Here is a 25,672-nt window from a genome sequence, read left to right on the forward strand (position 1 = left end):
TCAGAGTCTAGGCACGACAGTCACTTCTGGGTAGGCAAGGATACCCATTGCACCAACAGCGCCTCCAGCAACAGCGCCGGATTGAGGTTGGCCTTGCTCATCACTTTCTGCCGCTGGGCGAGAATCCAGTCCTGGATATTCAGGACTTTATCCTGAGTGGCTTTCTGCGCCAGGTATTGAATCACCTTGCGCATGTCCGCCAGCCCCAGCCCTGCTTCATCCTGAGTCAACTGATAACGCAGGATCAGGCTCGACCAGTCGCAAAACCAGTCGAACAGCAGCAACATCGGAATGGTTTTCCACTCTTCGGCCAGTTGCGTCGGCGATTGCTGCTGCTTGAGCAACTTCTTGACACCCTCGACCACCAGCGCCCGTTGCTCACGCACGCCCTGAGCCTGCAATTTGACCGCGGCCAATGGCGAGCCCGCGGCGAGGGTCAACAGTTCAATGCGCTCTTCTTCCGAGCAGTCCGGCAATGCCTTGGCCAGCCATGCCAGGCTCATGGCCTCGCTCGGCAACGGGCAGGCCTGTTGCACGCAACGGCTCTTGATGGTCGGCAGCAGACGACTGGTCTGGTGGCTGACCAACAGCAATACGGTATCGCCGGACGGCTCTTCAAGGCTTTTGAGCAAGGCGTTGGCGGCGTTGATGTTCATCGACTCGACCGGCTCGATCAGCACCACTTTGCGACCACCCATCTGCGAGGTCTGAACCACGAAGCTGACCAGATCACGAACCTGATCGACCTTGATCGCCTTGTCCGCCTCTTCCGGTTCCAGGATGTAGTTATCGGGGTGGCTGCCGGCCTTCAGCAACAGGCAGGATTTGCACTCACCGCACGCGTCCTGGGCGGTGGGGCGCTGGCACAACAAACTGGCCATCAAACGCTCCGCCAGCGCACGCTTGCCGATCCCGGCCGGGCCATGCAACAAATAGGCGTGAGCGTGCTGGGCACGACCGGCCAATTGCTGCCAGAGACTGTCCTGCCACGGATAGGCTTCAGCCACGGGTCAACTCCAGCAGGCGTGGCAGCAAGGCATCCAGAGACTGCTGAACCTGCGCCAGCGGCTGAGCGGCGTCCACCAGCACATAACGCGCGGGATCCGCCTTGGCGCGCTCGAGGAAGGCACGGCGCACGGCATCGAAGAACGTGCGGCCTTCGAGTTCGAAGCGGTCCAGGCGACCGCGGGCACTGGCGCGGGCCAGGCCCACTTCCACCGGCAGATCGAAGATCAGCGTCAGGTCTGGGCGCAGATCACCCTGGACAAACGTTTCGAGGGTCGCGATGCGCTCCAGCGACAAACCTCGCCCGCCGCCCTGATAGGCATAAGTCGAATCAGTAAAACGATCGCACAGAACCACTGCGCCACGGGCCAGTGCCGGACGGATCACCCCGGCCAGATGCTGGGCTCGCGCGGCGAACACCAACAGCAGCTCGGTATCGGGGTTCATGACCTCATCGACCGGCGCCAACAGCACGTCGCGGATCCGCTCGGCCAGAGGCGTACCGCCCGGCTCCCGGGTCAACACCACCTCGATCCCGGCGGCGCGCAAACGCTCGGCCAGGTATTCGCGATTGGTGCTCTTGCCGGCGCCTTCCGGGCCTTCCAGGGTAATAAACAAGCCAGTCACAGGCAGTCCTTAATCAGAGTCATTGCGGGCTTTGCGGCGTCGGAGCATCCGGCTCGGGTGCTGGCTCAGGTGCTGTCGCAGGCGCTTGCGAAGAGTCCGGCACTGCTTGCGGCACTTCTTCGAGCGTTGTATCAGGCGAAGCCGTCGGAATCGGTGCCTGGGCATCCTCCGCCTGCGGCGTAACAGCCGGCGCCGGACTGGAGCGGTAATCGGCACGTCGATTCAGCTGAAACTCCCGCACCGCGTTGTTATGAGCATCCAGATCATCCGAGAACACGTGGCTGCCGTCACCGCGCGCAACAAAATACAGACTATTGCCGTCGGCGGGATTCAACGCCGCATGGATCGCTTCGCGCCCCACCATCGCAATCGGCGTCGGTGGCAGGCCGGCGATCAGGTAAGTGTTATACGGTGTCGGCTCCTTGAGATGGGCGCGGGTCAACTTGCCGTTATAACGATCACCCAAGCCATAGATTACCGTCGGATCGGTTTGCAGCAGCATCCCCATTTCCATCCGCCGCACGAACACGCCGGCGATCTGCCCGCGTTCCTGTGGCACACCGGTTTCCTTTTCCACCAGCGAAGCCATGATCAGCGCCTGATAGGGTTCGGTATAGGGCACGTCGGCAGCTCGCTGACTCCATTCCTTGGCGAGAACCTCGTCAAGGCGGTCGTAGGCTTTCTTGAGCAGATCGACATCAGTCATGCCACGCACGAAACGGTACGTGTCAGGGAAGAATCGCCCTTCCGGGAAAATCCCGCCATGACCGAGCTTGTCCATGACCTGGCTGTCGCTCAAACCGTTCAGGGTCTGCTCGAGTTTTTCATCCTTGGCCAAGGCTGCGCGGACCTGATGGAAGTTCCAGCCTTCGACCAGCGTCAGGCTGTACTGAACCATTTCCCCGCGCTTCCACAGGTCGATCAACCCTTCGACCGTCATACCCGGAACCATGCGGTATTCGCCGCTGTGCAGCGGTTGTCCGGCGAGATTGAAACGCCAATACACCCGCAGCCAGAAAGCGTCCTTGATGACGCCATCGGCTTCGAGTCGAATGAAAGTGCGGTTTGGTGTAGTGCCTTTGGGCACGTCCAGCAGCTCTTCCTGGGCGATGTTCAGCGGCTGTTTCAGCGCCGAATCGATTTTCCAGGCGCAAGCGCCCGCCAACAGCCCCGCCAGAACCAGTCCGGTTTCCAGCAGCAGCAAGAATTTACGTCTCACGAATCAAGCATCCAGTAGCGCACGGGCAATGGTTTGGAGTTTACGGGTGAGCGGCCCAACCGGCCAGCTCAGTGCGGCATAGGCGCGCACCGGCCAAATGCCATACACGCTGTTGCAGACAAAGACCTCGTCAGCCCACTGCAGCTGCTCGAGGGTGATATCGGTGATGTGTGTGGAGATCCCCGATGACTCGGCTTGAAACAATAATTCTGCGCGCATCACGCCAGCCACGCCACAACGTTTGAGATCGGCGGTCACCAGCACGCCATCACGCACCAGGAACAGATTACTGAACACACCTTCAATCACCCGCCCCACCTGATCCAGCATCAAGCCTTCGGCATGCTCGGTGTCCTGCCATTCGGAACGGGCGATAACCTGCTCCAGACGATTCAGATGTTTAAGACCGGCGAGCAATGGCTGTTTGGAAAGCCGTGTCGCACAAGGGAACAGGCGAATGCCCTGTTTCGCATGCACCGCCGGATAGGCCGCAGGAGGATTACCTTGCAGAATGCGCCTGGCCCGGGCCGAGGGATCAGGGGCGTAACCACGCAGACCGTCGCCTCGAGTGAGGATGAGCTTGAGCACGCCTTCGCCCAGCGCTGCGGCATAGGCCAGCAGCTCCGCCCGGATCAGCGCATGGTCGGTGGTAATCGCCAGGCGCGAACAACCCTCGGCCAGACGCGCCAAATGTCGATCCAGCAGCAACGGCTGCCCACCCTTGACCAAGAGGGTCTCGAACAGACCATCACCGTAAGCCAGGCCGCGATCCTTCAGCGACAAAGCGTCAGCCGGTTGACCGTCGACCCAGCTGTCCATCAGTCAGCGAACCGGCGGAACACCAGCGAGCCATTGGTACCGCCAAACCCGAAGGAGTTGGACAGCACCACGTCGATATCCATGCCGCGCGCGGTGTGGGGTACGAAGTCGAGGTCGCAGCCTTCGTCCGGCTCATCGAGGTTGATGGTCGGCGGGGCGACCTGACTGTTGATGGCCAGTACACTGAAAATCGCCTCGACCGCGCCGGCCGCACCCAGCAGGTGACCAGTCATGGACTTGGTCGAACTGACGGCCAGTTTGTAGGCGTGATCGCCGAACACCGATTTGATCGCACAGGCTTCGGCGAGGTCGCCGGCCGAGGTCGAGGTGCCGTGGGCGTTGATGTACTGCACCTGGTCGCCATTGATCTTCGCATCGCGCAAGGCATTGGTGATGCAACGCGCAGCACCCGCGCCATCGGCCGGTGGCGAGGTCATGTGGTAAGCATCGCCACTGGTGCCGAAACCGATCAGCTCGGCGTAAATGGTCGCACCACGGGCCTTGGCGTGCTCCAGTTCTTCGAGAACCAGCGCGCCGGCGCCGTCGGACAACACGAAGCCATCACGGCCCTTGTCCCATGGACGGCTGGCACGGGTCGGCTCGTCGTTGCGGGTCGACAATGCACGGGAGGCACCGAAGCCACCCATACCCAGACCACACGCGGCCATTTCGGCGCCACCGGCAATCATCACGTCGGCTTCGTCGTACATGATGTTGCGCGCCGCCATGCCAATGCAGTGCGTACCGGTGGTACACGCCGTGGCGATGGCGTAGTTAGGCCCCTGTGCCCCCAGATGGATGGACAGGAAACCGGAAATCATATTGATGATCGAGCCCGGCACGAAAAACGGAGAAATCCGTCGCGGACCGGAATCATGCAGTGTACGGCTGGTGTCTTCGATATTGGTCAGACCGCCAATACCCGACCCCATGGCCACGCCGATACGCTCGCGATTGGCGTCGGTGACCTCAAGACCTGCGTTACGCACAGCCTGAAAACCGGCAGCCAGACCGTATTGAATGAACAGGTCGAGTTTACGGGCTTCCTTGACCGACAGGTATTCCTCGACATTGAAGCCCTTTACCGAGCCGCCAAAACGGGTGGAATAGGCAGAAAGGTCGGTGTGTTCGATCAGACCAATGCCACTGCGGCCAGCCAGAATGCCCTGCCAACTGCTCGGCACATCCGTGCCCAGTGGCGACAACATACCCATACCGGTGACTACGACGCGTCTACGCGACACAGCACTCTCCTTTTTCAAATGACGACTTTGCATCAGGCCTAAAGAAAAAACCGCACGCCATGATGGCAGTGCGGTTTTTCCATGACAGCGAGCGACGACTAAAAACTATTACGCCTGATGGCTGTTAACGTAGTCGATTGCTGCTTGTACAGTAGTGATTTTCTCAGCTTCTTCGTCAGGGATTTCGGTCTCGAATTCCTCTTCCAGAGCCATCACCAGCTCAACGGTGTCAAGGGAGTCGGCACCCAGGTCTTCAACGAAGGAAGCGGTGTTGACCACTTCTTCTTCTTTAACGCCCAGTTGCTCAGCAACGATTTTCTTGACGCGCTCTTCGATGGTGCTCATACCTTGTTTTCACTCCTAATGGACAAATTCAGGCAGCTGGCCGGTGGGTAAGTGTATAGAAAGACTTTTCAGCTTTTCAACTGAAAGCTTCACTCCTCAAACCCTGCGGCCCTCAGCCGATAAAATAGATTGCAGCTTTATAACGGATTTTAGACAGCTCGTATGACATTTTTTTGAAGCAATCCGTCACATTTAACTCATGTACATCCCGCCGTTCACCGGGATTGTAGCCCCAGTAACGTAAGCCGCACCGTCGGATGCAAGAAAAGCGACCACAGACGCGATCTCTTGAGCTTGCCCCAGACGACCCAGCGGAATCTGCGTCTGCAAGGCTTCACGCTGCGCCTCGGGCAGTTCACGGGTCATATCGGTGTCGATGAACCCTGGGGCCACCGAGTTTACCGTAATCGAACGCGAACCGACTTCACGCGCCAGTGCACGGCTGAAACCTTCCAGACCGGCCTTGGCGGCTGCATAGTTTACTTGGCCTGCGTTGCCCATGGCACCCACAACCGAGCCAATACTGATAATTCGTCCCCAACGGGCTTTGGTCATACCGCGCAAAACGCCCTTGGACAGGCGGAACAGACTGTTCAGATTGGTATCGACGACGTCATGCCATTCGTCATCTTTCATGCGCATCATCAGATTATCGCGGGTAATACCGGCATTATTGACCAGGATCGCCGGCGCTCCGAACTGCTCCTGAATGCTCGCCAACACAGCCGCTACGGACTCGTCGCTGGTGACATTGAGTTCCAGGCCAGTACCCTGAATACCGTTTTCTTTCAGGGTAGCGGCGATACGCTCGGCCCCCGAAGCGGAGGTCGCGGTGCCGACAACGATGGCACCCTGACGACCCAGCTCCAGAGCGATAGCCTGGCCGATACCACGGCTGGCACCGGTGACCAGTGCAACTTTACCTTGCAGACTCATGCAAGCTTCTCCTTGTTCAGGCCAGCGCTGCACGGGCGGCAGCGAAAGCGTCTGGGGTATTGAGGTTAGAGGTCGATACGCCTTCGGCGCAACGCTTGTTCAGACCGGCCAGGACCTTGCCTGGGCCGCACTCGACCAGTTGGGTCGCGCCTTTGGCAGCCAGCGCCTGGACCGATTCGACCCAGCGCACAGGCTTGTAGAGCTGCTCGAGCAGATCGCGCTTGAGCGTTTCCAGGTCGGCCGGTACGTCGGCACTGACGTTCTGTACCACCGGGATCTGCGGTGCCTGCCAGTCGATCGCAGCGATCGACTCGGCGAACCGCTCGGCGGCCGGACGCATCAGCTCGCAGTGGGACGGCACGCTGACCGGCAACGGCATGGCACGCTTGGCACCACGCGCCTTGCAGCCTTCGATGGCGCGCTCGACCGCGGCCTTGGCGCCGGCGATCACTACCTGACCCGGGGAGTTGAAGTTGACCGCACTGACCACTTCGCCTTGCGCCGCTTCGGCGCAGGCTGCCAACACGTCGGCATCGTCCAGCCCCAGGATAGCGGCCATGCCACCCTGCCCCGCCGGAACAGCTTCCTGCATCAGCTGACCGCGACGCTCTACCAGCTTCACCGCATCGCCCAGGCTCAGGCTGCCCGCAGCCACCAGAGCGCTGTATTCGCCCAGGCTGTGACCGGCAACGTAAGCCGGACGCGCGCCACCTTCAGCCAGCCACAGGCGCCACAAGGCGATCGAGGCGGTCAGAATGGCCGGCTGGGTTTTATCGGTTTGATTGAGTTGCTCTTCCGGCCCTTGCTGGGTCAGCGCCCACAGGTCGTAACCCAGAGCATCGGAAGCTTCTTTGAATGTTTCGAGGACTACTGGATGTTGCGCGCCCAGCTCGGCCAGCATGCCGAGGGACTGCGAACCTTGTCCTGGAAAGACGAATGCGAGGGAAGCAGACATGTATCAAGCCCCTAATGATCTTGTCGTCGGAGAATTGACGTCCCACCTGGGGAACGCAAGAAACTGACAGTTGGATGGCTCATTGAACTGAGCGGTCACATTTAAGCATTGTCTGACGAAAACGCCTAAGGCAACAAATCCTCCAGGCGCCCGTGAAGCCGTTCCGGCAAGTTTTCCTGGATCTCGATCAAGGCGCGCTGAATCGCACTCTGAAAACCCTGAACCCCCGCCGAACCGTGGCTTTTCACAACAATTCCCTGCAAACCGAGGAAACTTGCGCCGTTATGTCGCGCCGGTGCCAGCTCGGCCTGCAACCGCTTCATCAGCGGCAGCGCCAGCGCGCCTACCAGTTTCGAAGCGAAATTTTTCTTGAACTGGGCCTCGATGCGCCCGGCGATCATGGTCGCCAGACCCTCACTGGATTTGAGCAGGATATTGCCGACAAAGCCGTCACACACCACCACATCCGCCTCGCCACGGTACAAACCATCACCCTCGACAAACCCGATGTAGTTCAAGCCACGCGCATTTTGCAGCAGGGTCGCCGCCAGCTTGACCTGCTGATTGCCCTTGATGTCCTCGGTGCCGATATTCAGCAACGCGACCCGCGGACGAACGACACCCAAGGCTTGCGCCGCCACCGACCCCATCACCGCAAACTGCAACAGATGCTCGGCACTGCAATCGACATTGGCACCCAGATCGAGTAACTGACAGAAACCTTTCTCGGTCGGAATGGCAGCGACCATGGCCGGCCGATCGATCCCCGGCAGGGTTTTGAGGACAAACCGCGACAACGCCATCAGCGCACCGGTATTGCCGGCACTGACACAAGCCTGGACCTTGCCATCACGCAACAATTCCAGCGCCACGCGCATTGACGAATCTGGCTTGCCACGCAAGGCCTGGGAAGGTTTTTCGTCCATGGTGATGACTTCAGACGCCGGCACAATCGACAGGCGCGAGCGATCCACAGCCGGCTGGCCAGCGATCAATTCTTCAAGAAGGGAGGGTTGACCGACAAGGGCCAGGTGCAGCGAGGGCGTAGCAGACAGACAAGCAAGGCTGGCCTGAACAATGCTGCGGGGACCGAAGTCCCCGCCCATTGCGTCAATCGCGATGACTTGAGCGGACAAGTGATTACTCGTCGGCGCCCTTGTCGATCACTTTACGGCCACGGTATACGCCTTCTGGCGATACGTGGTGACGCAGGTGAACTTCACCGGTGGTTTTTTCTACAGACAGGGTGCTAGCCTCGAGAGCGTCGTGCGAACGACGCATGTCACGGGCAGAGCGGGATTTTTTGTTCTGCTGAACAGCCATAATTGATTAACTCCTAAACGTTTGGGTCACGCTTTAACTGCGCCAATACACTGAACGGGTTGGACCGCGTTACCTCGTCCTCGCTCGGTTCGGGCTCATCTGCTCCCGCCGGCTGCTGGCATTCTTCCGGATGATGAGCAGGCACAATGGGCAAGGCGAGCAGAAGCTCCTCCTCGATCAGTGACTGCAGATCCAATGGATCTTCGCCCAGTTCCAGCACGTCATAACCTTTCGGCAACGACTGGGTATTCGCACCCTCCTTCACCACAGCATAACTGCATTCGCTATGGATCGGCAGGGTGACCAGCTCAAGACAACGCTGGCAAACCATTTTGACTTCGGTGTCGATAAAGCTGTGGATTACCACAGACTTACGTTCATCTCGTTCAAAAACGAATTTAGCCTGCACCGTACCGACATTGTCGGAAAGCGGGTCGCAGAGTCTCTCCAAATCGGCCAGCAGCATTTCACCTTGGAGGGTGGTGCCACGGTCAGCCAATTTGCGCGGGTCAACGTGAGGTGGAATCGGGTCATTCAACATAGGCGCAGCATTATAGGGATGCCCCCGGCCATGTCAAAGGAAATTCAGCCCTGCCCGTCACTTGAGCCTGCGTTAGAATTCGCCCCCTGCCCTTTGGAGATGCGCATGCTGCCTTTATTACTTGCTTCAAGTTCGGTTTATCGCCGGAAATTGCTGGCCCGCCTGCAGTTGCCATTTACTTGCAGCTCGCCGGATATCGACGAAAGCCATCACGCCCACGAGCCAGCCATCGAATTGGTAAAGCGCCTCGCCGAAGAAAAAGCCCGCGCACTTGCAGCCAGCCATCCCGCCCATCTGATCATCGGCTCGGACCAGGTCGCGGTACTGGGCGAACAGATTATCGGCAAGCCTCACACCTTCGAAAAGGCCCGCGAACAACTGTTGGCATCCAGCGGCGCCAGCGTGACGTTCCTGACCGGCCTGGCACTCCTCAACAGTCAAACCGGCCACTGCCAGGTCGACTGCGTGCCGTTTACCGTACATATGCGCACGCTTGATCAGGCGCGCATCGAACGTTACCTGCACGCCGAACAGCCCTACGACTGCGCTGGCAGCTTCAAGGCCGAAGGTTTGGGGGTGAGCCTGTTTCAAAGCACCGAAGGCCCTGACGCCACCAGCCTGATCGGCCTGCCGCTGATTCGCCTGATCGATATGCTGTTGGCTGAAGGCGTGCAAATACCCTAAAGATCTTTTGATCTGAAAAAAACCGGCCACGCAGGCCGGTTTTTTTATGCAGCCAGAGGATCAGCGAAGCGAAGGCCCCTGAAAGCCCATCCACATTGCCAAATGCTCCGCCACGCTGGCGCCGAGCTTTTTCGAGAAGCGATCGAATGGCGATTCCTCAACAGTGAAATCCACCAACTCCTTCTCGCCGATCACATCGCGCGCGACAGAACTGGCATTGCCCAGACCATCGATCAAGCCCAGCGACAGCGCTTGCTCACCCGACCAGACCAACCCGGAGAACAACTCCGGATGCTCCTTATCCTTGAGACGATCACCACGGCCCTTCTTGACGCTGCTGATGAACTGCTGATGAGTGGTATCGAGCACGCCCTGCCAGAACTGGGTTTCCGCGGGCTTCTGTGGCTGGAACGGATCGAGGAACGACTTGTGCTCGCCCGAGGTGTAGGTACGACGCTCCACACCCAACTTCTCCATGGTCCCGACAAAACCGTAACCGGCCGCTGTCACACCGATGGACCCCACCAGGCTCGCCTTGTCGGCGTATATCTGATCCGCCGCGCTAGCGATGTAATAGGCACCGGAAGCGCCCAGGTCCGAGATCACCGCATAAACCTTGGTACCCGGATTCAGGCCGCGCAAACGACGAATCTCGTCATAGACATAACCCGACTGCACCGGACTACCGCCAGGGCTGTTGATTCGCAGAATCACACCCTTGACCTTCTTGTCCTCGAAGGCCGCACGCAGGCTGCTGACGATATTGTCGGCGCTGGCCGGCTCCTTGTCGGCAATCATACCCGTCACATCGATCAGCGCCGTATAGCCAGAGCCGAGGCTCGCGCCTTTCTCCTTGCTTATCAACGGCGATAACAGAATCAACGCGCCAAGCAGGTACAAAAAAGTCAGCGACTTGAAGAATATCCCCCAGCGACGGGACCGCCGCTGTTCCTGCACACCAGCCAGCAAGGTTTTTTCCAGCAGCTTCCAGCTTTTCTCGTCACCGCTTTCCGCGCTCGCCTTGGCGGGCGCTTTCCATTCGTCGGTCATGCCATTTACCCCAGCAAAAAAACCAATTAAACCCGCTGACTCAGCCAGGCGTGCAACTCTGAAAAACGATCAATGGCCAGTCTCGGCTCAAATAGTTTCAAGGCGTCGATCGATTGAGCGCCATAGCTGACCGCCACCGAATCCATACCCGCATTGCGCGCCATCTGCAGGTCGAACGACGAATCGCCAACCATCAGCGCTTGCTCCGGACGAACCTCGCAATGGGCGAGTATCTGCTCAAGCATCAACGGATGGGGTTTGCTGGCGGTTTCGTCAGCAGCACGGGTGATATCAAAATAATCTTCCCAACCGTGAGACTTCAGCACTCGATCCAGCCCACGACGAGCCTTGCCGGTCGCTACTGCCAGATGATACCCCTCGACACGAAACGCTTCGAGAGACTCGGCAACACCCTCGAACAGCGGGGAAGGCACGGCCTCCGCCGCAATGTAGTGATCTGCATAGTGCTGCCGAAATGCTATCAGCTCGGTGTCGCCAATCTCGGGATACAGGGTACGAATCGCTTCCGGCAAGCCCAGACCGATAATGCCTTTGACGGCAAAATCATCACGCAACTGAAAACCGGACCGCTCGGACGCGACATGCATCGCCTCGACAATCCGACCAATGGAATCAGCGAGCGTGCCGTCCCAATCGAAAATCAGCAGCTTGTAATCAGTAGGGTGCACTCAGGCGCTCCACGGTCTTGGCCCACATCTCGTCGACCGGCGCCTGCAATTTCAGCTCGCCACCATCGGGTAGCGGCACGGTCAACATGTAGGCATGCAGGAACAAGCGTTTACCGCCCAGATCACGAATTTCTTTGCTGAAGCCCTCATCGCCGTACTTGGTATCACCGGCAATGCAATGCCCGGCATGCAAAGTATGGACGCGAATCTGGTGAGTCCGACCGGTAATCGGCTTGGCTTCGACCATGGTGGCAAAGTCACCGAAGCGACGCAGCACCTTGAACACGGTCACAGATTCCTTACCCTCCTCCTCATCCACCTCGACCATGCGCTCGCCGGAACGCAGATTGCTCTTGCCCAGCGACGCACGGACTTGCTTGATCGAGGCAGCCCAGTTGCCGCGCACCAGCGCCATATAGCGCTTATCGACGCCATCGCCGCGTAATGCCGCGTGCAGATGCCGCAACATGCTGCGTTTTTTGGCGATCATCAGCAGGCCAGACGTGTCACGATCGAGACGATGAACCAGTTCGAGCTCCTTGCAATCCGGACGCAACTGACGAAAGGCTTCAATCACGCCATAGGTCAAGCCACTGCCACCATGAACCGCAATGCCGCAAGGCTTGTTGACCACGATCAGCGCCTTGTCCTCATAGACAATCGAGGCCTCGAGCCGCTGCAACAGCCCCTGGGCCAGCGGCACAGGCTCGTCGCGCTCAGGCACGCGAACCGGCGGCAGGCGCACGATATCGCCCGCCTGCAGCTTGTATTCGGGCTTGATCCGACCTTTGTTCACCCGCACTTCGCCCTTGCGCAAAATGCGGTAAATCAAGGTCTTGGGCACGCCTTTGAGCCGAGCGAGAAGGAAGTTATCAATACGTTGGCCGGCATATTCCGGCGAGACCTCCAGCAGTTGTACGGCTGGGGTCGAGGGGGCAGTAGTCGTCATGGTGCGGATGATAACAATTTTTTATGGAATTGAAGCACTTAATCATTGCTGCTATAGTCGCGAACGCCGCCAAAAGTGGCCTGGACAGCGGACTAACGGTCAAAAACCGGCCCTGACCAACGCAATTCACGAGGACGAGAGGCCGTCCTACGGGGCTTTCGCTACGTAACGGCAGAGTTTTCAGTTGTAACGAGCGCAGGTGACATAAGGCCTGAATCATGCCGCAAAGCAGAGTTTTCACTCGCCTTCCGAGCAAATATTCACGGCCAGTTCACAAAGTGCAGTCAGCTGCAAACGACCCCGGGCGAACGCTTCGGAAACACCGCCTAAATTAGCCATGATGCGTGACCTCCCCTTTCGGAGCTCACGGTAAATGCCAACCCGCTGCGGATTCTGCGCGCGGCAGCACCCGAATTATCAGGGATACGTGTAGGGTGGAGATGCACAACCGCTGGACTGTGTAGCAATAGGCTTTATCAAGACGCTTCATCTCGTCCACAGCCGCCGGTTGATTCCTCCTCCTGACTGAGTGCTTAAGTAGCCACAGCAAGCAGGACGCGTACGTCGCGATACCGGCCCAATTGGTCGGACATCGCTGGACACGGGAATGGCCAACCACTCCCGACGCACCTGACACCGACCATGAGAAGTCGTGTGTGCCGAACGCCGTTTCCGGCAGCCCGGAAACCGACGGTACTACATGAAAAGAATGCTGATTAACGCGACTCAACCCGAAGAGTTGCGTGTTGCACTGGTAGATGGCCAACGCCTCTACGACCTGGACATCGAATCCGGTGCACGCGAGCAGAAGAAGGCCAACATCTATAAAGGCCGGATTACTCGCATCGAACCAAGCCTTGAGGCTGCCTTTGTCGATTTCGGCTCTGAGCGCCACGGCTTCCTGCCCCTCAAAGAAATCTCCCGCGAATACTTCAAGAAAGCCCCCGAAGGCCGCGTCAACATCAAGGACGTCCTGAGCGAAGGCCAGGAAGTCATCGTTCAGGTCGAAAAAGAAGAACGTGGCAACAAGGGCGCCGCCCTGACCACTTTCATCAGCCTGGCCGGTCGTTACCTGGTCCTGATGCCGAACAACCCGCGTGCCGGCGGTATCTCCCGCCGCATCGAAGGCGAAGAGCGCAACGAACTGCGTGAAGCGCTGAACGGCCTGGTTGCCCCGGCCGACATGGGTCTGATCGTTCGCACTGCCGGCCTTGGCCGCAGCAGCGAAGAAATGCAGTGGGACCTCGACTACCTGCTGCAACTCTGGACCGCCATCAAAGAAGCCTCGCTGGACCGCGCCGCGCCGTTCCTGATCTACCAGGAAAGCAACGTGATCATCCGCGCCATCCGCGATTACCTGCGCCAGGACATCGGCGAAGTGCTGATCGACAGCGTTGAAGCCCAGGACGAAGCCCTGACCTTCATTCGCCAGGTGATGCCGCAGTACGCCAGCAAGATCAAGCTGTACGAAGACAGCGTTCCGCTGTTCAACCGCTTCCAGATCGAAAGCCAGATCGAAACCGCCTTCCAGCGCGTCGTCGAACTGCCTTCCGGCGGCTCCATCGTCATCGATCCGACCGAAGCCCTGGTGTCCATCGACATCAACTCGGCGCGCGCCACCAAAGGCAGCGACATCGAAGAAACCGCGCTACAGACCAACCTTGAAGCCGCCGAAGAAATCGCCCGTCAGTTGCGCTTGCGCGACATCGGCGGCCTGATCGTCATCGACTTCATCGACATGACCCCTGCCAAGAACCAGCGCGCCGTGGAAGAGAAAGTCCGCGAATGCCTGGAAGCCGACCGCGCTCGTGTGCAAGTCGGTCGCATCTCGCGCTTCGGCCTGCTGGAAATGTCCCGTCAGCGCCTGCGTCCATCGCTGGGCGAAAGCAGCGGCATCGTCTGCCCGCGTTGCAACGGCACCGGTATCATCCGTGACGTTGAATCGCTGTCGCTGGCAATCCTGCGCCTGATCGAAGAAGAAGCCCTGAAAGACCGTACCGCCGAAGTTCGCGCCCAAGTGCCGATCCCGGTGGCGGCGTTCCTGCTCAACGAAAAACGCAACTCGATCACCAAGATCGAACTGCGCACCCGTGCCCGCATCGTCATTCTGCCGAACGATCACCTCGAAACGCCGCACTTCGAAGTTCAGCGTCTGCGTGATGACAGCCCGGAAGCCAGCATCAACCAGTCCAGCTACGAAATCGCTGCTGCAGCGGCCGAAGTCGAAGAAGTCCAGCCGGCCGCCGCGACCCGCACCCTGGTTCGCCAGGAAGCCGCGGTCAAGACTGCACCGGCCCGCGCCAACGCTCCGGTTCCGACCGAAGTCGTTGCCGCTCCAGTGGCCGCACCGGTCGCCGCGCCAGAACCAAGCCTGTTCAAAGGCCTGGTGAAGTCGCTGGTCAGCCTGTTCGCCACCAAGGAAGAGCCAGTTGCTCCGGTTGTGGTTGAAAAGCCAGCGACCACCGAGCGCCCTGCCCGCAACGAAGAACGTCGCAACGGTCGTCAGCAGAGCCGCAACCGTAACGGTCGTCGCGATGAAGAGCGCAAACCTCGTGAGGAACGTGCACCGCGTGAAGAGCGCGCACCACGTGAGCCACGCGAAGAGCGTCAACCACGCGAAGTCCGCGAAGAAACGCCGGTAGTCGCTCGCGAAGAGCGCGCACCACGCGCCCCTCGTGAAGAACGCGCCCCGCGCGCACCGCGTGAAGATCGCAAGCCACGTGGCGAGCGTGAAGAACGTCCGGTTCGTGAACTGCGCGAGCCTCTGGATGCCTCTCCGGCCGCCGCTGCCACCGCTGAAGAGCGTCCGGCCCGTCAGCCACGCGAAGAACGCGCTCCACGCCCACCGCGTGAAGAACGTCAACCACGCACCGAGCAAGCCGCTGCCGCCGTTGCCGAAGAAGAGCTGCCAACCAGCGAAGAGCAACTGCAGGAAGACGGTCAGGAAGTCGCCGAAGGCGATCGTCCACGCCGCCGTTCCCGTGGCCAGCGTCGTCGCAGCAACCGTCGTGAACGTCAGCGCGATGCCAACGGCAACGTGATCGAAGGTTCGGAAGAGTCCGAGTCGGCTGAAAACGCCGAAGCGCCAAGCGCTGCCGATCTGGCTGCCGGCCTGGCGGTTACCGCTGCCGTCGCCAGCACCGTGATCAGCGCGCCTGCCGAAGCACAAGCCAACGAGCAAGCCGAACGCGCTACCGCCGCCACACTGGAAACTGCTCCAGTTGAAGCGCCAGTGGTTGAAGCGACCACACCCGTAGCCGTCACCGCCGCTCCGGAAATCGAAGTGGCGCCGGTTCGTGAAACACAGCCTGAAGTACAGGCTGCCGCCGAGCCTGCTTTCGTTGCCGAGACTGTGGTTACCGCAGAACCGGTTGTTGAAACATCGACCGAAACAGTGACCGAAGCTGTGCGCGAAGTTCGCGAAGAGCAAACCGCGTTCAATTGGGTTGCCGAGCCACCTGTTGCAGTCGAATCTCCAGCGCCAGTCGCTGAAGCTCCGGTGGCTGAAGCCATGGTCTCTGAGCCAGTGGTTGCTGCTGCCGAGCCTGCTCCGGCGGTAGTTGAAACGCCGGTTGTTGCCGAAGAATCTGCGCCGGTGGCTGAAGCCGCCCCTGTCAGCGCTCTGACTCCAAGTGGCCGTGCACCGAACGACCCACGTGAAGTCCGCCGTCGCAAGCGTGAAGCCGAGCGTCTGCAGAAGGAAGCCGAACTGGCTGCCGCTGCTGCTCCGGCCGCTGCCGAGCCAGCACCGGTTGCTGCTGAAGTCGTCGAGGCAGCCCCTGCCCCGGCTGCTGAAGTCGCTGCCGAACCGGTTGAATCCGTGATCGACGAAGCACCGCGCTCCGTACAGGAAGCGGTAGAGCAACACGAACAAGCCCTGGAAAAAGAACACGAGCCTAAACCCCTCGCCTGATTCCATCGGCCACTAAAAAGCCCCGTCTGGTGATCCAGGCGGGGCTTTTTTATGCCCGTTGCAACGCAGGATAACCGCGTTACCGTTCATCGCGGGCAAGCCACGCTCCCACAGGTTTTACCTCGAACATGATTTCTTCTGAACGACACAGGACCTGTGGGAACGTGGCTTGCCCGCGATGGCGATGTGTCAGGCGAAGACCAATCCCTCTGGAGTATCCACATCCCACAACACCCCCGGATCCACCACTGCCACCTCGACCACCCTCGCCTGCGCGAACAGCGACCTGGCGCCGTGATCGCCGGTCAACGCCATCAAGCCCGGACCGAAGCTTCGCCCGAATCCCACCGGGTGCCCGTATTGCCCCTCATACACCGGCACGCTGACGGTGTCATCGGCAATGGCCGCGACGACCTGTTCAATACTCGTCGGCAGGATAAACGGCATATCCCCCAGCATGATCAGCCAGCCATCGAGGTGCGAACACGCCGCCACACCCGCCGCAATGCTGTCGCCCAGGCCGGTCGACTCGATCCGCACAATCTCGCAACCATAGGCCTGCGCCATGCGAATCACTTGCGGGCGGTCCGCCGTGGTCACCAGCACGCGCTTCGCAAGCGCGGCCGGCAGATTCACCAGCACCTGCTCGATCATTGAGTGCACGGTGATGCCATCACGGGCGGTGCAGTCCACCAGCAACTTGTCCTTATCGTCACCCGCTACCTGTCGAAACCGACTGCCCTGCCCCGCGGCCAGAACGATAACGCCGATGGATTCGCTCATACGCTCTCCTGCAACGGCTTCTTCTGTTTCAGTTCGACGCCGTTTTTGATTGCCACAATCTCGGCCAGCAGCGACAAGGCGATTTCCGCCGGAGTATGGCTGCCGATGTGCAAACCGATCGGGCCGTGCAACCGCTCGATGGCCTGTTGTGACAAGCCTAGCTGAGCCAGGTTGTCCCGGCGCTTCTGGCTGTTGACCCGAGAGCCCAGCGCACCGACATAAAACGCCCTGGAGTCCAGGGCCGTGAGCAGCGCCATGTCATCCAGGCGTGGATCGTGGGTGAGCGCGACGATGGCGGTGCGTTCGTCGGTCTGGATGGTCAGCACCGCTTCGTCGGGCATGCCCGGGACGAAGCGACCGTGTTGCTCCTCCCAACCGTAGACGAACTCGGTGCGCGGATCGCAGATCAGCACTTCGAAATCCAGTAAACGCGCCATCTCGGCAACGTAACGCGACAGTTGCCCGGCGCCGATCAGCAACAACCGCCAGCGCGGGCCGTAAATGGCGCGCAGTGTGCTGCCGTCAAAATCCAGCACATCGTGCTTGTTCGCCGGCTGCAGAACCACTTCACCGGTTGCAACATCCAGCGAGCGCGCCACGATTTCATGCGCCTCGCAGCGCGCCAGCAACTGGGCGACCCATGCCGGATCGCCAACGCGCTCTTCAGTCAGGCGCAAAGTGCCACCGCAGGGCAAACCAAACCGTGCGGCCTCCTCGCGGGTGACGCCGTAGGTAATCAACTGCACCGGCGGCCCATCGGCCGGGATACGGCCATCGTGCAGCCGGGCGATCAGGTCGTCCTCGACACACCCACCGGACACCGAGCCAATCACCACGCCATCCTCACGCAAGGCCAGCATGGCCCCAGGTGCCCGGGGCGCGGTGCCCCAGGTCTGGACCACGCTGTACAACATCACCCGCTGACCGGCCAGGCGCCATTGCAGCACGCTGCGCAGGACGTTCAGATCGACGCTGTCCATCAGGCTTGAGCCTTCTGCCAGCCTTGCAGCTGATAGCGAACCGGCAGGTTACGGATGCGCTTGCCGGTGGCGGCGAAGATCGCGTTGCACAGCGCTGGCGCGATCGGTGGCACGCCCGGCTCACCGACCCCGCCCAACGGCACGTTGCCTGGCGGCGTGACCAGGTGCACGGCGACTTCTTTCGGTGCCAGGGACATGCGCGCCACTTCGTACATGTGGAAATTGTCCTGCTGAACCTTGCCGTCCTTGAAACTGATTTCCCCCAGTACTGCGTTGCCCAGGCCCATGACACAGGCGCCTTCGAACTGCGAACGAATCCGCTCGGGGTTGATCTGCGGGCCGCAGTCCACGGCGATGTCGGCCTTGTGCACGATCAGCGTGCCATCGTCTTTGACTTCGACCTCGATCACCGCTGCCACATAAGTGACGAAGCTGTAATGCACCGCCAGGCCCAGGCCCCGGCCCTTGGGCAACTCACGCCCCCAACCGGCGGCTTTGGCGGCGGTTTCCAGCACCGTGCGCATCCGTGCGGTATCGATCGGATAACGCTCAGGGGATTCGCCGTAGTTCCACTCTTCACTCAAGGTGCGCGGATCGATCTGACGGTCCGGGCCGAGCAGCTTGATCTGGTACTTGAGCGGATCCTGGCCGGCCTTATGGGCCAGTTCATCGACAAAGCTCTGAATCGCGAAACCGTGGGGAATGTTCGACACCGAGCGATACCAGCCGACCCGCGTGTGCACCGCCGCTTCAGGGTTTTCCAGGCGTACGTTGGGGATCGCATAAGCCATGTTGGTAAAGCCCATGCCCAACTCGAAAGCCGCCTCATGGTTCATGCCCGGCGCGAACAACGCGGTAATGCTCGGCGCCACCGTGCGGTGCAGCCAGCCGGACGGCAGGCCGTCCTTGTTCAGGCTGGCCTTCAGGTATTCGGCGGACACGGTATGGAAATACGAGTTGTGGATGTCGTCCTCACGGGTCCACTGCACCCGCACGGCCTTGCCCGGGAACTCCTTGGCCAGGATCGCCGCTTCAATAACGAAGTCCGGCTTGGACTTGCGACCGAAACCGCCGCCGAGCAAGGTGACGTTGAACGTGACGTTATCGAATGGAATGCCCAGGCGCTCGCCGATCCGCTCGCGGGTGACTTGCGGTGCCTGGCTTGGCGCCCAGGCCTCGCACACGCCATCCTTGAAACGGGCGATGGCGACCATCGGCTCCATGGGCGATTGCGCCAGGTGCGGCAGATAGTAGGAAGCTTCGAGAGTGCTGTCGGCACTGCCCATGGCCTGGTCGATGTTGCCGGTATTGCGCACCACTTTGCCGGGTTTGAGGGACGCGGCTTCGAGTTCCTTGCGATAGGCGATCGAGTCGTAACTGGCGTTGGGGCCGTCATCCCACTCGATCTTCAGCGCGTCGCGGCCCTTGATCGCGGCCCAGGTGTTGCTGGCCACCACAGCCACACCGCCAAGCGGCTGGAACTCGGATGGCAATGGACGACTTTCGATTTGCAGGACCTTGATCACCCCCGGGACTTTCATCGCGGCGCTGGCATCGAAGGATTTGACCTTGCCGCCATAGACCGCCGGACGGGCGATGGTGGCAAAGAGCATGCCGTCAAAGTGCACATCGGCGCCGTAGACCGCGCGACCGTTGACGATGTCCGCACCGTCGATGGCCTTGGTACCTTCCTTGCCAATGTAACGAAACTCCGACGGTTGCTTGAGCCGCAAACTGTCGCGCGCCGGCACCGCCAGCGCACTGGCAGCCGCGGCCAACGCGCCGTAGCCCAGTTCACGGCCGCTCGGCTTATGGATGACTTTGTGCAGTTGCGCATGGCACTCGCCGACCGGCACTTTCCACTGTTCGGCGGCAGCTTGCTCAAGCATGGTCCGCGCGGCAGCACCGCAACGGCGCATCGGCTCGTACCAGTGACGCATGCTGCGCGAACCGTCGGTGTCCTGATTGCCGAAGCGCACTTCGTCGCCCGGCGCCTGCTGCACTTTGACCTGTGCCCAGTCGGCGTCCAGTTCATCGGCCACCACCATGGTCAGGCTGGTGCGCACGCCCTGACCCATTTCCGAGCGGTTGCAGACTACCGTCACGCTGCCATCGGCGGCGATGCTGATGTAAACCTTCGGATCATCGATCCAGCCGTTTGGCATGCCGTCAGCGCCGAACTTCTTGTCTTTCTCCGCGGCCAGCGCATCCTGCCACCCCCAACTGGCCGCCAGCACCAACGCGCTGGTGGCACCCACGCCTTTGAGGAAACCACGGCGGCTGAGGTTGCTCAGCGCAAAATCATTCGGTAGCTGGCTCATGCCTTGGCCTCTTTCAGGTGAGTGGATGCCTGGCGGATGGCGGTCTTGATTCGGTTATAAGTGCCGCAACGGCAAATGTTGCCGACCATCGCCTCTTCAATCTGCTCATCGCTGGGGTTCGGGTTGGTTTTCAGCAGCGCGGTGGCCGACATGATCTGCCCGCCCTGGCAGTAACCGCACTGGGCCACGGCGCTGTCGAGCCAGGCTTGCTGGACGACTTTGCCCACCGGGTCGGCATGCAGGTCGTCGATGGTGCTGACGTTCTGGCCAACTACCGAGCCGATCGGCGTGATGCAACTGCGCGCGGGCGCGCCATCGATATGAATGGTGCAAGCGCCGCACAGGCCCATGCCGCAGCCGAATTTGGTGCCGTTGTAACCGGCCACGTCGCGGATCGCCCAGAGCAGTGGCATGTCCTCGGTGACATCGAGTTGATGGTCTTTTCCATTGAGTTTCAGGGTAATCATGGGCACGCCCGCATAGTTATAGAGGTTATGGGGTCGAGCAATCTGCCGCTTGGGGTTCGCGGTTCACTACACGCAGATCGACTCAGGCTAATCGGCTCTCTTATGTAGACGCGACGTCTGCACCGGGCCTTTGATGGAGCAAATGCTTGCATCGTTAGCTGGCTAAGTTAACTGAGCATTAACAAAAAAGCCCTGCACATTTGAAAATGTGCAGGGCTTTTTAATCAGCCTGAAGCGTAGCCTCAATACTGGTTGGGTTCCATTTCCAGGTCGACCTTGAAACGCTCTGCTATGTCTTTCTGAATGCGCTGCGCCAGGCTCAGCAATTGCAGGCCCGTTGCGCTGCCGTAGTTGACCAGCACCAGCGCCTGTAATTTATGCACACCGGCATCGCCGTCGCGAAAGCCTTTCCAGCCGGCGCGTTCGATCAGCCAGCCCGCCGCCAGCTTCATTTGCCCATCGGGCTGCGCATACGCCACCAGATCCGGGTATTCACCCTTGAGTTGTGCCACGAGTGCGGCTGGCACCAACGGATTCTTGAAGAAGCTGCCGGCATTGCCGAGCACCGCCGGGTCCGGGAGCTTTTCGTTGCGGATGCTGCAAATGGCCTGGCTGACATCGGTGGGCGTCGGGTGATTAATACCCTGCTCGGTCAGGCGCTGGCGAACCGGGCCGTATTCCAGGTGCAGGTGCGCGGTGCGCGCGAGGGTGAAACGCACCCGCAGGATCAACCAGCGCCCCGGCTCCTGTTTGAACAGGCTGTCGCGGTAGGCGAAGTTGCACTCGGCCAGCGTGAAGTCCCGCAGTTCGCCGGTCTGGCGATCGAGGGCCGTCAGGCCGGCGAATACGTCTTTTATCTCGACACCGTAAGCGCCGATGTTCTGCATCGGAGCCGCGCCGACGGTGCCGGGGATCAGGCTGAGGTTCTCCAGCCCCGACCACCCTTGTGCCAGGGTGTGTTGCACAAACGGATGCCACGGCTCGCCCGCCTCGGCCTCGATCACCACCTGGTTGCCGTCATCGCTCAGCAGGCGAATCCCCCGTGTAGCCATGCGCAGCACCAGTGCCGGCACATCGGCAGTCAGCAGCAAATTGCTGCCACCACCGATTACCAGCACCGGCACTTCGTGTTCCACCGCATAGGCCAGGGCTTCGCGCACGTCGGCATCGCTATGGGCTTCGGCAAACAGCCGCGCCTGAACGTCCACACCAAAGCTGTTGTACGGTTTGAGCGAAACCCGGGGTTGAACCTGCAAACTCATAGCCGTCCCTTCAATTCGATCACCAGCAGATCGCTGGCGCGCTCGATCAGGTCCAGTACCTGTTCGAAGCCTTGGTCGCCGTCGTAATAAGGATCCGGCACTTCATCGATTTCCGACTGATAGCGACGCAGGAACAAATCCAGCTCGGCTTTGCCCTTGGCCGGTTGCAATGCCTTGAGGTGGCGCAGGTTGCTATTGTCCATCGCCAGGATCAGGTCGTAGGCGGCGAAATCGGCGCGGGTCACTTGCTGGGCGCGCTGGGCGGACAGGTCATAACCGCGCAGTTTCGCCGCGGCCTGACTGCGCTTGTCCGGGGCCTTGCCGACGTGCCAGTCGCCGGTGCCGGCGGAAGCCACTTCGACTTGATCGGCCAGCCCCGCCTCACGCAGTTTGTGCCGCAATACGCCTTCGGCCGTGGGGGACCGGCAGATGTTGCCCAGGCAGACGAACAGAACCCGCATCAGGCCTCCAGCAGGCGACGAACGCGCTCGAGGTCTTCAACGGTGTCGACGCCGGTGGGCGGTGCGATCAGCGCATCGGCGACGTGAATCCGCACGCCGTGCCAAAGGGCACGCAGCTGTTCCAGAGACTCGGTGTTTTCCAGCCAGCACGGGCCCCAGGTGACGAAGTCCTGCAGGAAACCGGCGCGGTAAGCGTAGATACCGATGTGGCGGCGATACGGCACGCCTTCCGGCAATTGCTCGCGGCTTTTGGCAAACGCATCGCGAGCCCACGGCAAGGTGGCACGGCTGAAGGTCAGCGCCAGGCCATTGAGGTCGCTGACCACTTTGACCACATTGGGGTTGAACAGGGTTTCGACGTCTTCGATCGGCTCGGCCAGGGTGGCCATGCGTGCTTCGGTGTGAGCGGCCAGGTTGGTGGCGACCTGATCGATCACGCTTGGCGGGATCAACGGCTCGTCGCCCTGAACATTGACCACGATCGCGTCCGGGGCCAGGCCCAGTTTCTCCGCGACTTCCGCCAGACGGTCAGTGCCGGAATTGTGATCTTCGCGGGTCAGCACCACTTCGGCGCCAAAGCCTTTGCAGGCCTCGACGATGCGCGCATCGTCAGTGGCGACCACCACGCGCTGGGCGCTGCTTTTGCTCGCCTGTTCCCAGACGTGCTGGATCATCGGCTTGCCGGCGATCAGCAGCAGCGGTTTGCCCGGTAGACGGGTGGAGGCGTAACGCGATGGAATGACAACGGTAAAGGCTGTGGTCATTTATCCAGACGCTCGTCGGTGGTCAGGGTGCGCGCTTCGCTTTCGAGCATCACCGGAATGCCGTCGCGAATCGGGTACGCCAGGCCGGCGCCCTTGCTGATCAGCTCGGTCTTGTCGGCGCTGAGCTTGAGCGGGCCTTTGCAGACCGGGCAAGCGAGGATATCGAGCAATTTGGTGTCCATGTACATTCCCTGGATAGAAACGGAGTTAAGGCAAAAGACGAGCCGGCAACAGGCGCATCAGCTGCGTATCGAACCAGGCCACGAAGGCCGGCGATGGCGCAGCATCGACCGCCAGGTACCACCAATCGGCGGCGGCGAAGGCACGGCACTTCACCGCGTCCTTTTCCGTCATCACCACTGGCAATGACGGTGTGAAATTCAAGGCCTGCACGCTGTACTCGGCGTGGTCGGCAAATGCATGGGGCACTGGCCGCCAGTGTAGCGTTTCGAGGGTCGTGAAGAAACGTTGCGGATTGCCGATTCCGGCCACCGCATGCAACGCCTGGCCAGCGGGAAAATGGCCCAGAGGCCGCCGTTCACCGCTGTGCAGATTGACCAGTTCGGTGGGTTGCAACTGAAAGGCAAAACCGTCTTCGCGATCATTGGCGGCACCGTTGTACAGCACCGCGTCGACGCTTTGCAGGCGCTCGACCGGTTCGCGCAACGGCCCGGCCGGCAGGCAACGCTTGTTGCCCAGCCCCCGGGCGGCATCGATCAGCACCAGTTCCAGGTCCCGGGCCAGCCGGTAATGCTGCATGCCGTCGTCGGAAAGGATCAGGTCCAGCGGCTCACTCGCCAGCAAGGCTTTGACTGCGCGGCTGCGGTCCGGGTCGATCATCAGCGGCACGCCGGTGCGCTGGACGATCAACAGCGGCTCATCGCCCGCCACGTCCGCGCCTTGATCCGCCTCGACCCGCCACGGCAATTGCGGCGGTTTGGCGCCGTAACCACGGCTGACCACACCGACCCGCAGACCGCTGCGCTGGCAATGCTGGATCATCCACAAAATCAGTGGTGTCTTGCCGGTGCCGCCCACCGTGATATTGCCGACCACGATCAGTGGCACGGGCGATTGGTAGATCTCGCCCTCGCCAGCCAGAAAACGCTCGCGCTTGCCGGTGACCACGCGCCGGTACAGCCATTCCAGAGGCTGCAACAGCTTCAACGCCGGATGACCTTCGTACCACGCGGCGAGCAATCGATCGGACATGGCCATCAGGACGCTGGCGCCGCCTCGATAGTGGTCATGCGCAAATGGCTGAAACCGAGCTTGCCGGCAGCGTCCATGGCAGTAATGACGGACTGATGAGGCGTCTTGCCATCGGCGCTGATGGACAGCGGCAGATTGGTGTCGCCATTGGATTCTTTCTGCAGCGCTTCCATCAGGCTGGTCAGGTCGTTCTTCGGCAACAACTGGTTGTTGACCGAATATGCCCCGTCGGCGCTGATGGCGATGTCCAGTTGCTTGAGCTGCTGGTCTTCGGCCGGGGAGCCGCTGACCGCTTCCGGCAGGTCGACGCGCAACTGGGTTTCACGGGTGAAAGTGGTGGTCACGACGAAAAACAACAGCAGAATAAACACCACGTCGATCAACGACGCGAGGTTGATGTCTATCGTTTCCCGCGGTTTACGACGGAATTTCACGCTTTGCCCTCGGCCAGGTCCACGTCGCGATCGCCCTGTACCACTTCGACCAGTTTGATCGCTTCCTGCTCCATGCCCACCACCAGCTCATCGATCCGGCGTTGCAGGAAGCGGTGGAAGAACACGGCCGGGATACCGACCATCAGGCCCGCGGCGGTGGTGATCAGCGCCTTGGAAATCCCCCCGGCCAGCACCGCGGCGTTGGTGCCCATGCCTGTGCCCATGAACGCACTGAAAATATCGATCATGCCCAGCACCGTACCCAGCAGCCCCAGTAACGGGGCCATGGCGGCGATGGTGCCCAGGGCGTTGATGTAGCGTTCAAGTTCATGAATCACCCGCGCGGCGGCCTCTTCAATGCACTCTTTCATGATCTCGCGACCATGCTTGGAGTTCGCCAGACCGGCAGCCAGGATCTCGCCCAGCGGGGAGTTGGCGCGCAGTTCCTTGAGTTTTTCTTTATTGAGTTGTTTGTCCTTGATCCAGACCCACACCTGCCCGAGCAAGTGCTCCGGGGTCACGCGACTGGCGCGCAGGGTCCAGAGACGCTCGGCGACGATCGCCATGGCCGCGATGGAACTCAGAATGATCGGCAGCATCATCCAGCCGCCGGATTTGACCAATTCCCACACAGTGACAGTCCCCTCGAAAAAGTGCGCCACTCTAACATAGGGGGTGGGCGCACCGAA

At 60.6% G+C, this 25,672-nt stretch carries 27 protein-coding genes; 2 read left to right on the top strand and 25 right to left on the bottom strand.

What is annotated here, in order from left to right; translation table 11 throughout:
- Nucleotides 1–20 precede the first annotated feature (20 nt).
- The 11 genes from PSH64_RS22175 to PSH64_RS22225 form a co-directional block, all read right to left on the bottom strand.
- Entirely contained in the window at nt 21–1,007 is a 987-nt protein-coding gene (locus PSH64_RS22175) for a DNA polymerase III subunit delta' (protein WP_105343000.1), read from the bottom strand.
- Nucleotides 1,000–1,632, bottom strand: coding sequence for a dTMP kinase (tmk, locus tag PSH64_RS22180; RefSeq protein WP_105342998.1), 633 nt, complete (start codon nt 1,630–1,632; stop codon nt 1,000–1,002). Before tmk ends, PSH64_RS22175 begins: the two co-directional genes overlap by 8 nt.
- A gap of 19 nt (nt 1,633–1,651) precedes the next feature.
- A complete protein-coding gene (gene mltG, locus PSH64_RS22185) occupies nt 1,652–2,851 on the bottom strand; it encodes an endolytic transglycosylase MltG (RefSeq protein ID WP_105342996.1) in 1,200 nt (399 codons plus the stop codon).
- 3 nt (nt 2,852–2,854) lie between these two features.
- Nucleotides 2,855–3,670, bottom strand: a complete 816-nt coding sequence (gene pabC, locus PSH64_RS22190) for an aminodeoxychorismate lyase (protein ID WP_305478686.1) — start codon at nt 3,668–3,670, stop codon at nt 2,855–2,857.
- Nucleotides 3,670–4,914 carry a beta-ketoacyl-ACP synthase II gene (fabF, locus tag PSH64_RS22195; protein ID WP_007942005.1) on the bottom strand — a complete coding sequence of 415 codons (1,245 nt, stop codon included), beginning with the start codon at nt 4,912–4,914 and terminating at the stop codon, nt 3,670–3,672. Before fabF ends, pabC begins: the two co-directional genes overlap by 1 nt.
- 108 nt (nt 4,915–5,022) lie before the next feature.
- A complete protein-coding gene (acpP, locus tag PSH64_RS22200) occupies nt 5,023–5,259 on the bottom strand; it encodes an acyl carrier protein (protein ID WP_004884578.1) in 237 nt (78 codons plus the stop codon).
- Between the two features lie 192 nt (nt 5,260–5,451).
- On the bottom strand, nt 5,452–6,195 hold the full coding sequence (fabG, locus tag PSH64_RS22205; RefSeq protein WP_007942004.1) for a 3-oxoacyl-ACP reductase FabG: 744 nt from the start codon (nt 6,193–6,195) through the stop codon (nt 5,452–5,454).
- A gap of 16 nt (nt 6,196–6,211) precedes the next feature.
- Nucleotides 6,212–7,150, bottom strand: a complete 939-nt coding sequence (gene fabD, locus PSH64_RS22210; RefSeq protein ID WP_305478687.1) for an ACP S-malonyltransferase — start codon at nt 7,148–7,150, stop codon at nt 6,212–6,214.
- Nucleotides 7,151–7,275: 125 nt separating this feature from the next.
- Nucleotides 7,276–8,286: a phosphate acyltransferase PlsX gene (gene plsX / locus PSH64_RS22215; protein WP_370694455.1), complete on the bottom strand. Its 1,011-nt coding sequence runs from the start codon at nt 8,284–8,286 to the stop codon at nt 7,276–7,278.
- A gap of 4 nt (nt 8,287–8,290) precedes the next feature.
- Nucleotides 8,291–8,473 carry a 50S ribosomal protein L32 gene (rpmF, locus tag PSH64_RS22220; protein ID WP_003179396.1) on the bottom strand — a complete coding sequence of 61 codons (183 nt, stop codon included), beginning with the start codon at nt 8,471–8,473 and terminating at the stop codon, nt 8,291–8,293.
- Between the two features lie 13 nt (nt 8,474–8,486).
- On the bottom strand, nt 8,487–9,014 hold the full coding sequence (locus tag PSH64_RS22225) for a YceD family protein (RefSeq protein ID WP_007942001.1): 528 nt from the start codon (nt 9,012–9,014) through the stop codon (nt 8,487–8,489).
- A gap of 105 nt (nt 9,015–9,119) precedes the next feature.
- Here PSH64_RS22225 and PSH64_RS22230 point away from each other — a divergent pair, with 105 nt between their 5' ends.
- Nucleotides 9,120–9,698, top strand: a complete 579-nt coding sequence (locus PSH64_RS22230) for a nucleoside triphosphate pyrophosphatase (protein WP_105342989.1) — start codon at nt 9,120–9,122, stop codon at nt 9,696–9,698.
- Nucleotides 9,699–9,758: 60 nt separating this feature from the next.
- Here the strand turns inward: PSH64_RS22230 and sppA are convergent, their stop codons facing one another.
- From sppA to rluC, 3 genes are read right to left on the bottom strand one after another with little or no spacing between them, the layout of a single operon-like run.
- Nucleotides 9,759–10,748, bottom strand: coding sequence for a signal peptide peptidase SppA (gene sppA, locus PSH64_RS22235; RefSeq protein ID WP_105342987.1), 990 nt, complete (start codon nt 10,746–10,748; stop codon nt 9,759–9,761).
- A gap of 26 nt (nt 10,749–10,774) precedes the next feature.
- Nucleotides 10,775–11,437, bottom strand: coding sequence for an HAD-IA family hydrolase (locus PSH64_RS22240; RefSeq protein WP_105342985.1), 663 nt, complete (start codon nt 11,435–11,437; stop codon nt 10,775–10,777).
- Entirely contained in the window at nt 11,424–12,386 is a 963-nt protein-coding gene (gene rluC, locus PSH64_RS22245; protein ID WP_305478688.1) for a 23S rRNA pseudouridine(955/2504/2580) synthase RluC, read from the bottom strand. Before rluC ends, PSH64_RS22240 begins: the two co-directional genes overlap by 14 nt.
- Nucleotides 12,387–13,086: 700 nt before the next feature.
- On the opposite strand from rluC, the gene rne reads away from it, so the two are divergent.
- On the top strand, nt 13,087–16,299 hold the full coding sequence (gene rne / locus PSH64_RS22250) for a ribonuclease E (RefSeq protein ID WP_305478689.1): 3,213 nt from the start codon (nt 13,087–13,089) through the stop codon (nt 16,297–16,299).
- Nucleotides 16,300–16,488: 189 nt separating this feature from the next.
- Here the strand turns inward: rne and PSH64_RS22255 are convergent, their stop codons facing one another.
- The 11 genes from PSH64_RS22255 to PSH64_RS22305 form a co-directional block, all read right to left on the bottom strand.
- Nucleotides 16,489–17,082, bottom strand: coding sequence for a nucleotidyltransferase family protein (locus PSH64_RS22255; protein WP_305478690.1), 594 nt, complete (start codon nt 17,080–17,082; stop codon nt 16,489–16,491).
- Nucleotides 17,079–18,062 carry an XdhC family protein gene (locus PSH64_RS22260; protein ID WP_305478691.1) on the bottom strand — a complete coding sequence of 328 codons (984 nt, stop codon included), beginning with the start codon at nt 18,060–18,062 and terminating at the stop codon, nt 17,079–17,081. The genes PSH64_RS22255 and PSH64_RS22260 overlap by 4 nt, the downstream gene beginning before the upstream one ends.
- A complete protein-coding gene (locus tag PSH64_RS22265; RefSeq protein WP_105342976.1) occupies nt 18,062–20,383 on the bottom strand; it encodes a xanthine dehydrogenase family protein molybdopterin-binding subunit in 2,322 nt (773 codons plus the stop codon). The genes PSH64_RS22260 and PSH64_RS22265 overlap by 1 nt, the downstream gene beginning before the upstream one ends.
- A complete protein-coding gene (locus PSH64_RS22270) occupies nt 20,380–20,850 on the bottom strand; it encodes a (2Fe-2S)-binding protein (protein ID WP_105342973.1) in 471 nt (156 codons plus the stop codon). Before PSH64_RS22270 ends, PSH64_RS22265 begins: the two co-directional genes overlap by 4 nt.
- Nucleotides 20,851–21,092: 242 nt before the next feature.
- Nucleotides 21,093–22,112: a UDP-N-acetylmuramate dehydrogenase gene (murB, locus tag PSH64_RS22275; RefSeq protein WP_305478692.1), complete on the bottom strand. Its 1,020-nt coding sequence runs from the start codon at nt 22,110–22,112 to the stop codon at nt 21,093–21,095.
- Nucleotides 22,109–22,573: a low molecular weight protein-tyrosine-phosphatase gene (locus PSH64_RS22280; protein ID WP_105342969.1), complete on the bottom strand. Its 465-nt coding sequence runs from the start codon at nt 22,571–22,573 to the stop codon at nt 22,109–22,111. The genes murB and PSH64_RS22280 overlap by 4 nt, the downstream gene beginning before the upstream one ends.
- Nucleotides 22,573–23,337, bottom strand: coding sequence for a 3-deoxy-manno-octulosonate cytidylyltransferase (gene kdsB / locus PSH64_RS22285; protein ID WP_105342967.1), 765 nt, complete (start codon nt 23,335–23,337; stop codon nt 22,573–22,575). Before kdsB ends, PSH64_RS22280 begins: the two co-directional genes overlap by 1 nt.
- A complete protein-coding gene (locus tag PSH64_RS22290; RefSeq protein ID WP_003179363.1) occupies nt 23,334–23,519 on the bottom strand; it encodes a Trm112 family protein in 186 nt (61 codons plus the stop codon). The genes kdsB and PSH64_RS22290 overlap by 4 nt, the downstream gene beginning before the upstream one ends.
- A gap of 25 nt (nt 23,520–23,544) precedes the next feature.
- The gene (gene lpxK, locus PSH64_RS22295) at nt 23,545–24,555 is read right to left on the bottom strand and encodes a tetraacyldisaccharide 4'-kinase (protein ID WP_105342965.1); all 1,011 of its coding nucleotides are present in this window, start codon (nt 24,553–24,555) and stop codon (nt 23,545–23,547) included.
- Nucleotides 24,555–24,983 (bottom strand): biopolymer transporter ExbD, encoded by a 429-nt coding sequence (locus tag PSH64_RS22300; protein WP_305478693.1) that lies wholly within the window; start codon nt 24,981–24,983, stop codon nt 24,555–24,557. The genes lpxK and PSH64_RS22300 overlap by 1 nt, the downstream gene beginning before the upstream one ends.
- Complete coding sequence (locus PSH64_RS22305) at nt 24,980–25,615, bottom strand: MotA/TolQ/ExbB proton channel family protein (protein WP_162556235.1); 636 nt, start codon at nt 25,613–25,615, stop codon at nt 24,980–24,982. The genes PSH64_RS22300 and PSH64_RS22305 overlap by 4 nt, the downstream gene beginning before the upstream one ends.
- Between the last annotated feature and the right edge of the window lie 57 nt (nt 25,616–25,672).

It is taken from the genome of Pseudomonas sp. FP1742 (assembly GCF_030687145.1).
GTDB lineage: Bacteria > Pseudomonadota > Gammaproteobacteria > Pseudomonadales > Pseudomonadaceae > Aquipseudomonas > Aquipseudomonas frederiksbergensis_D.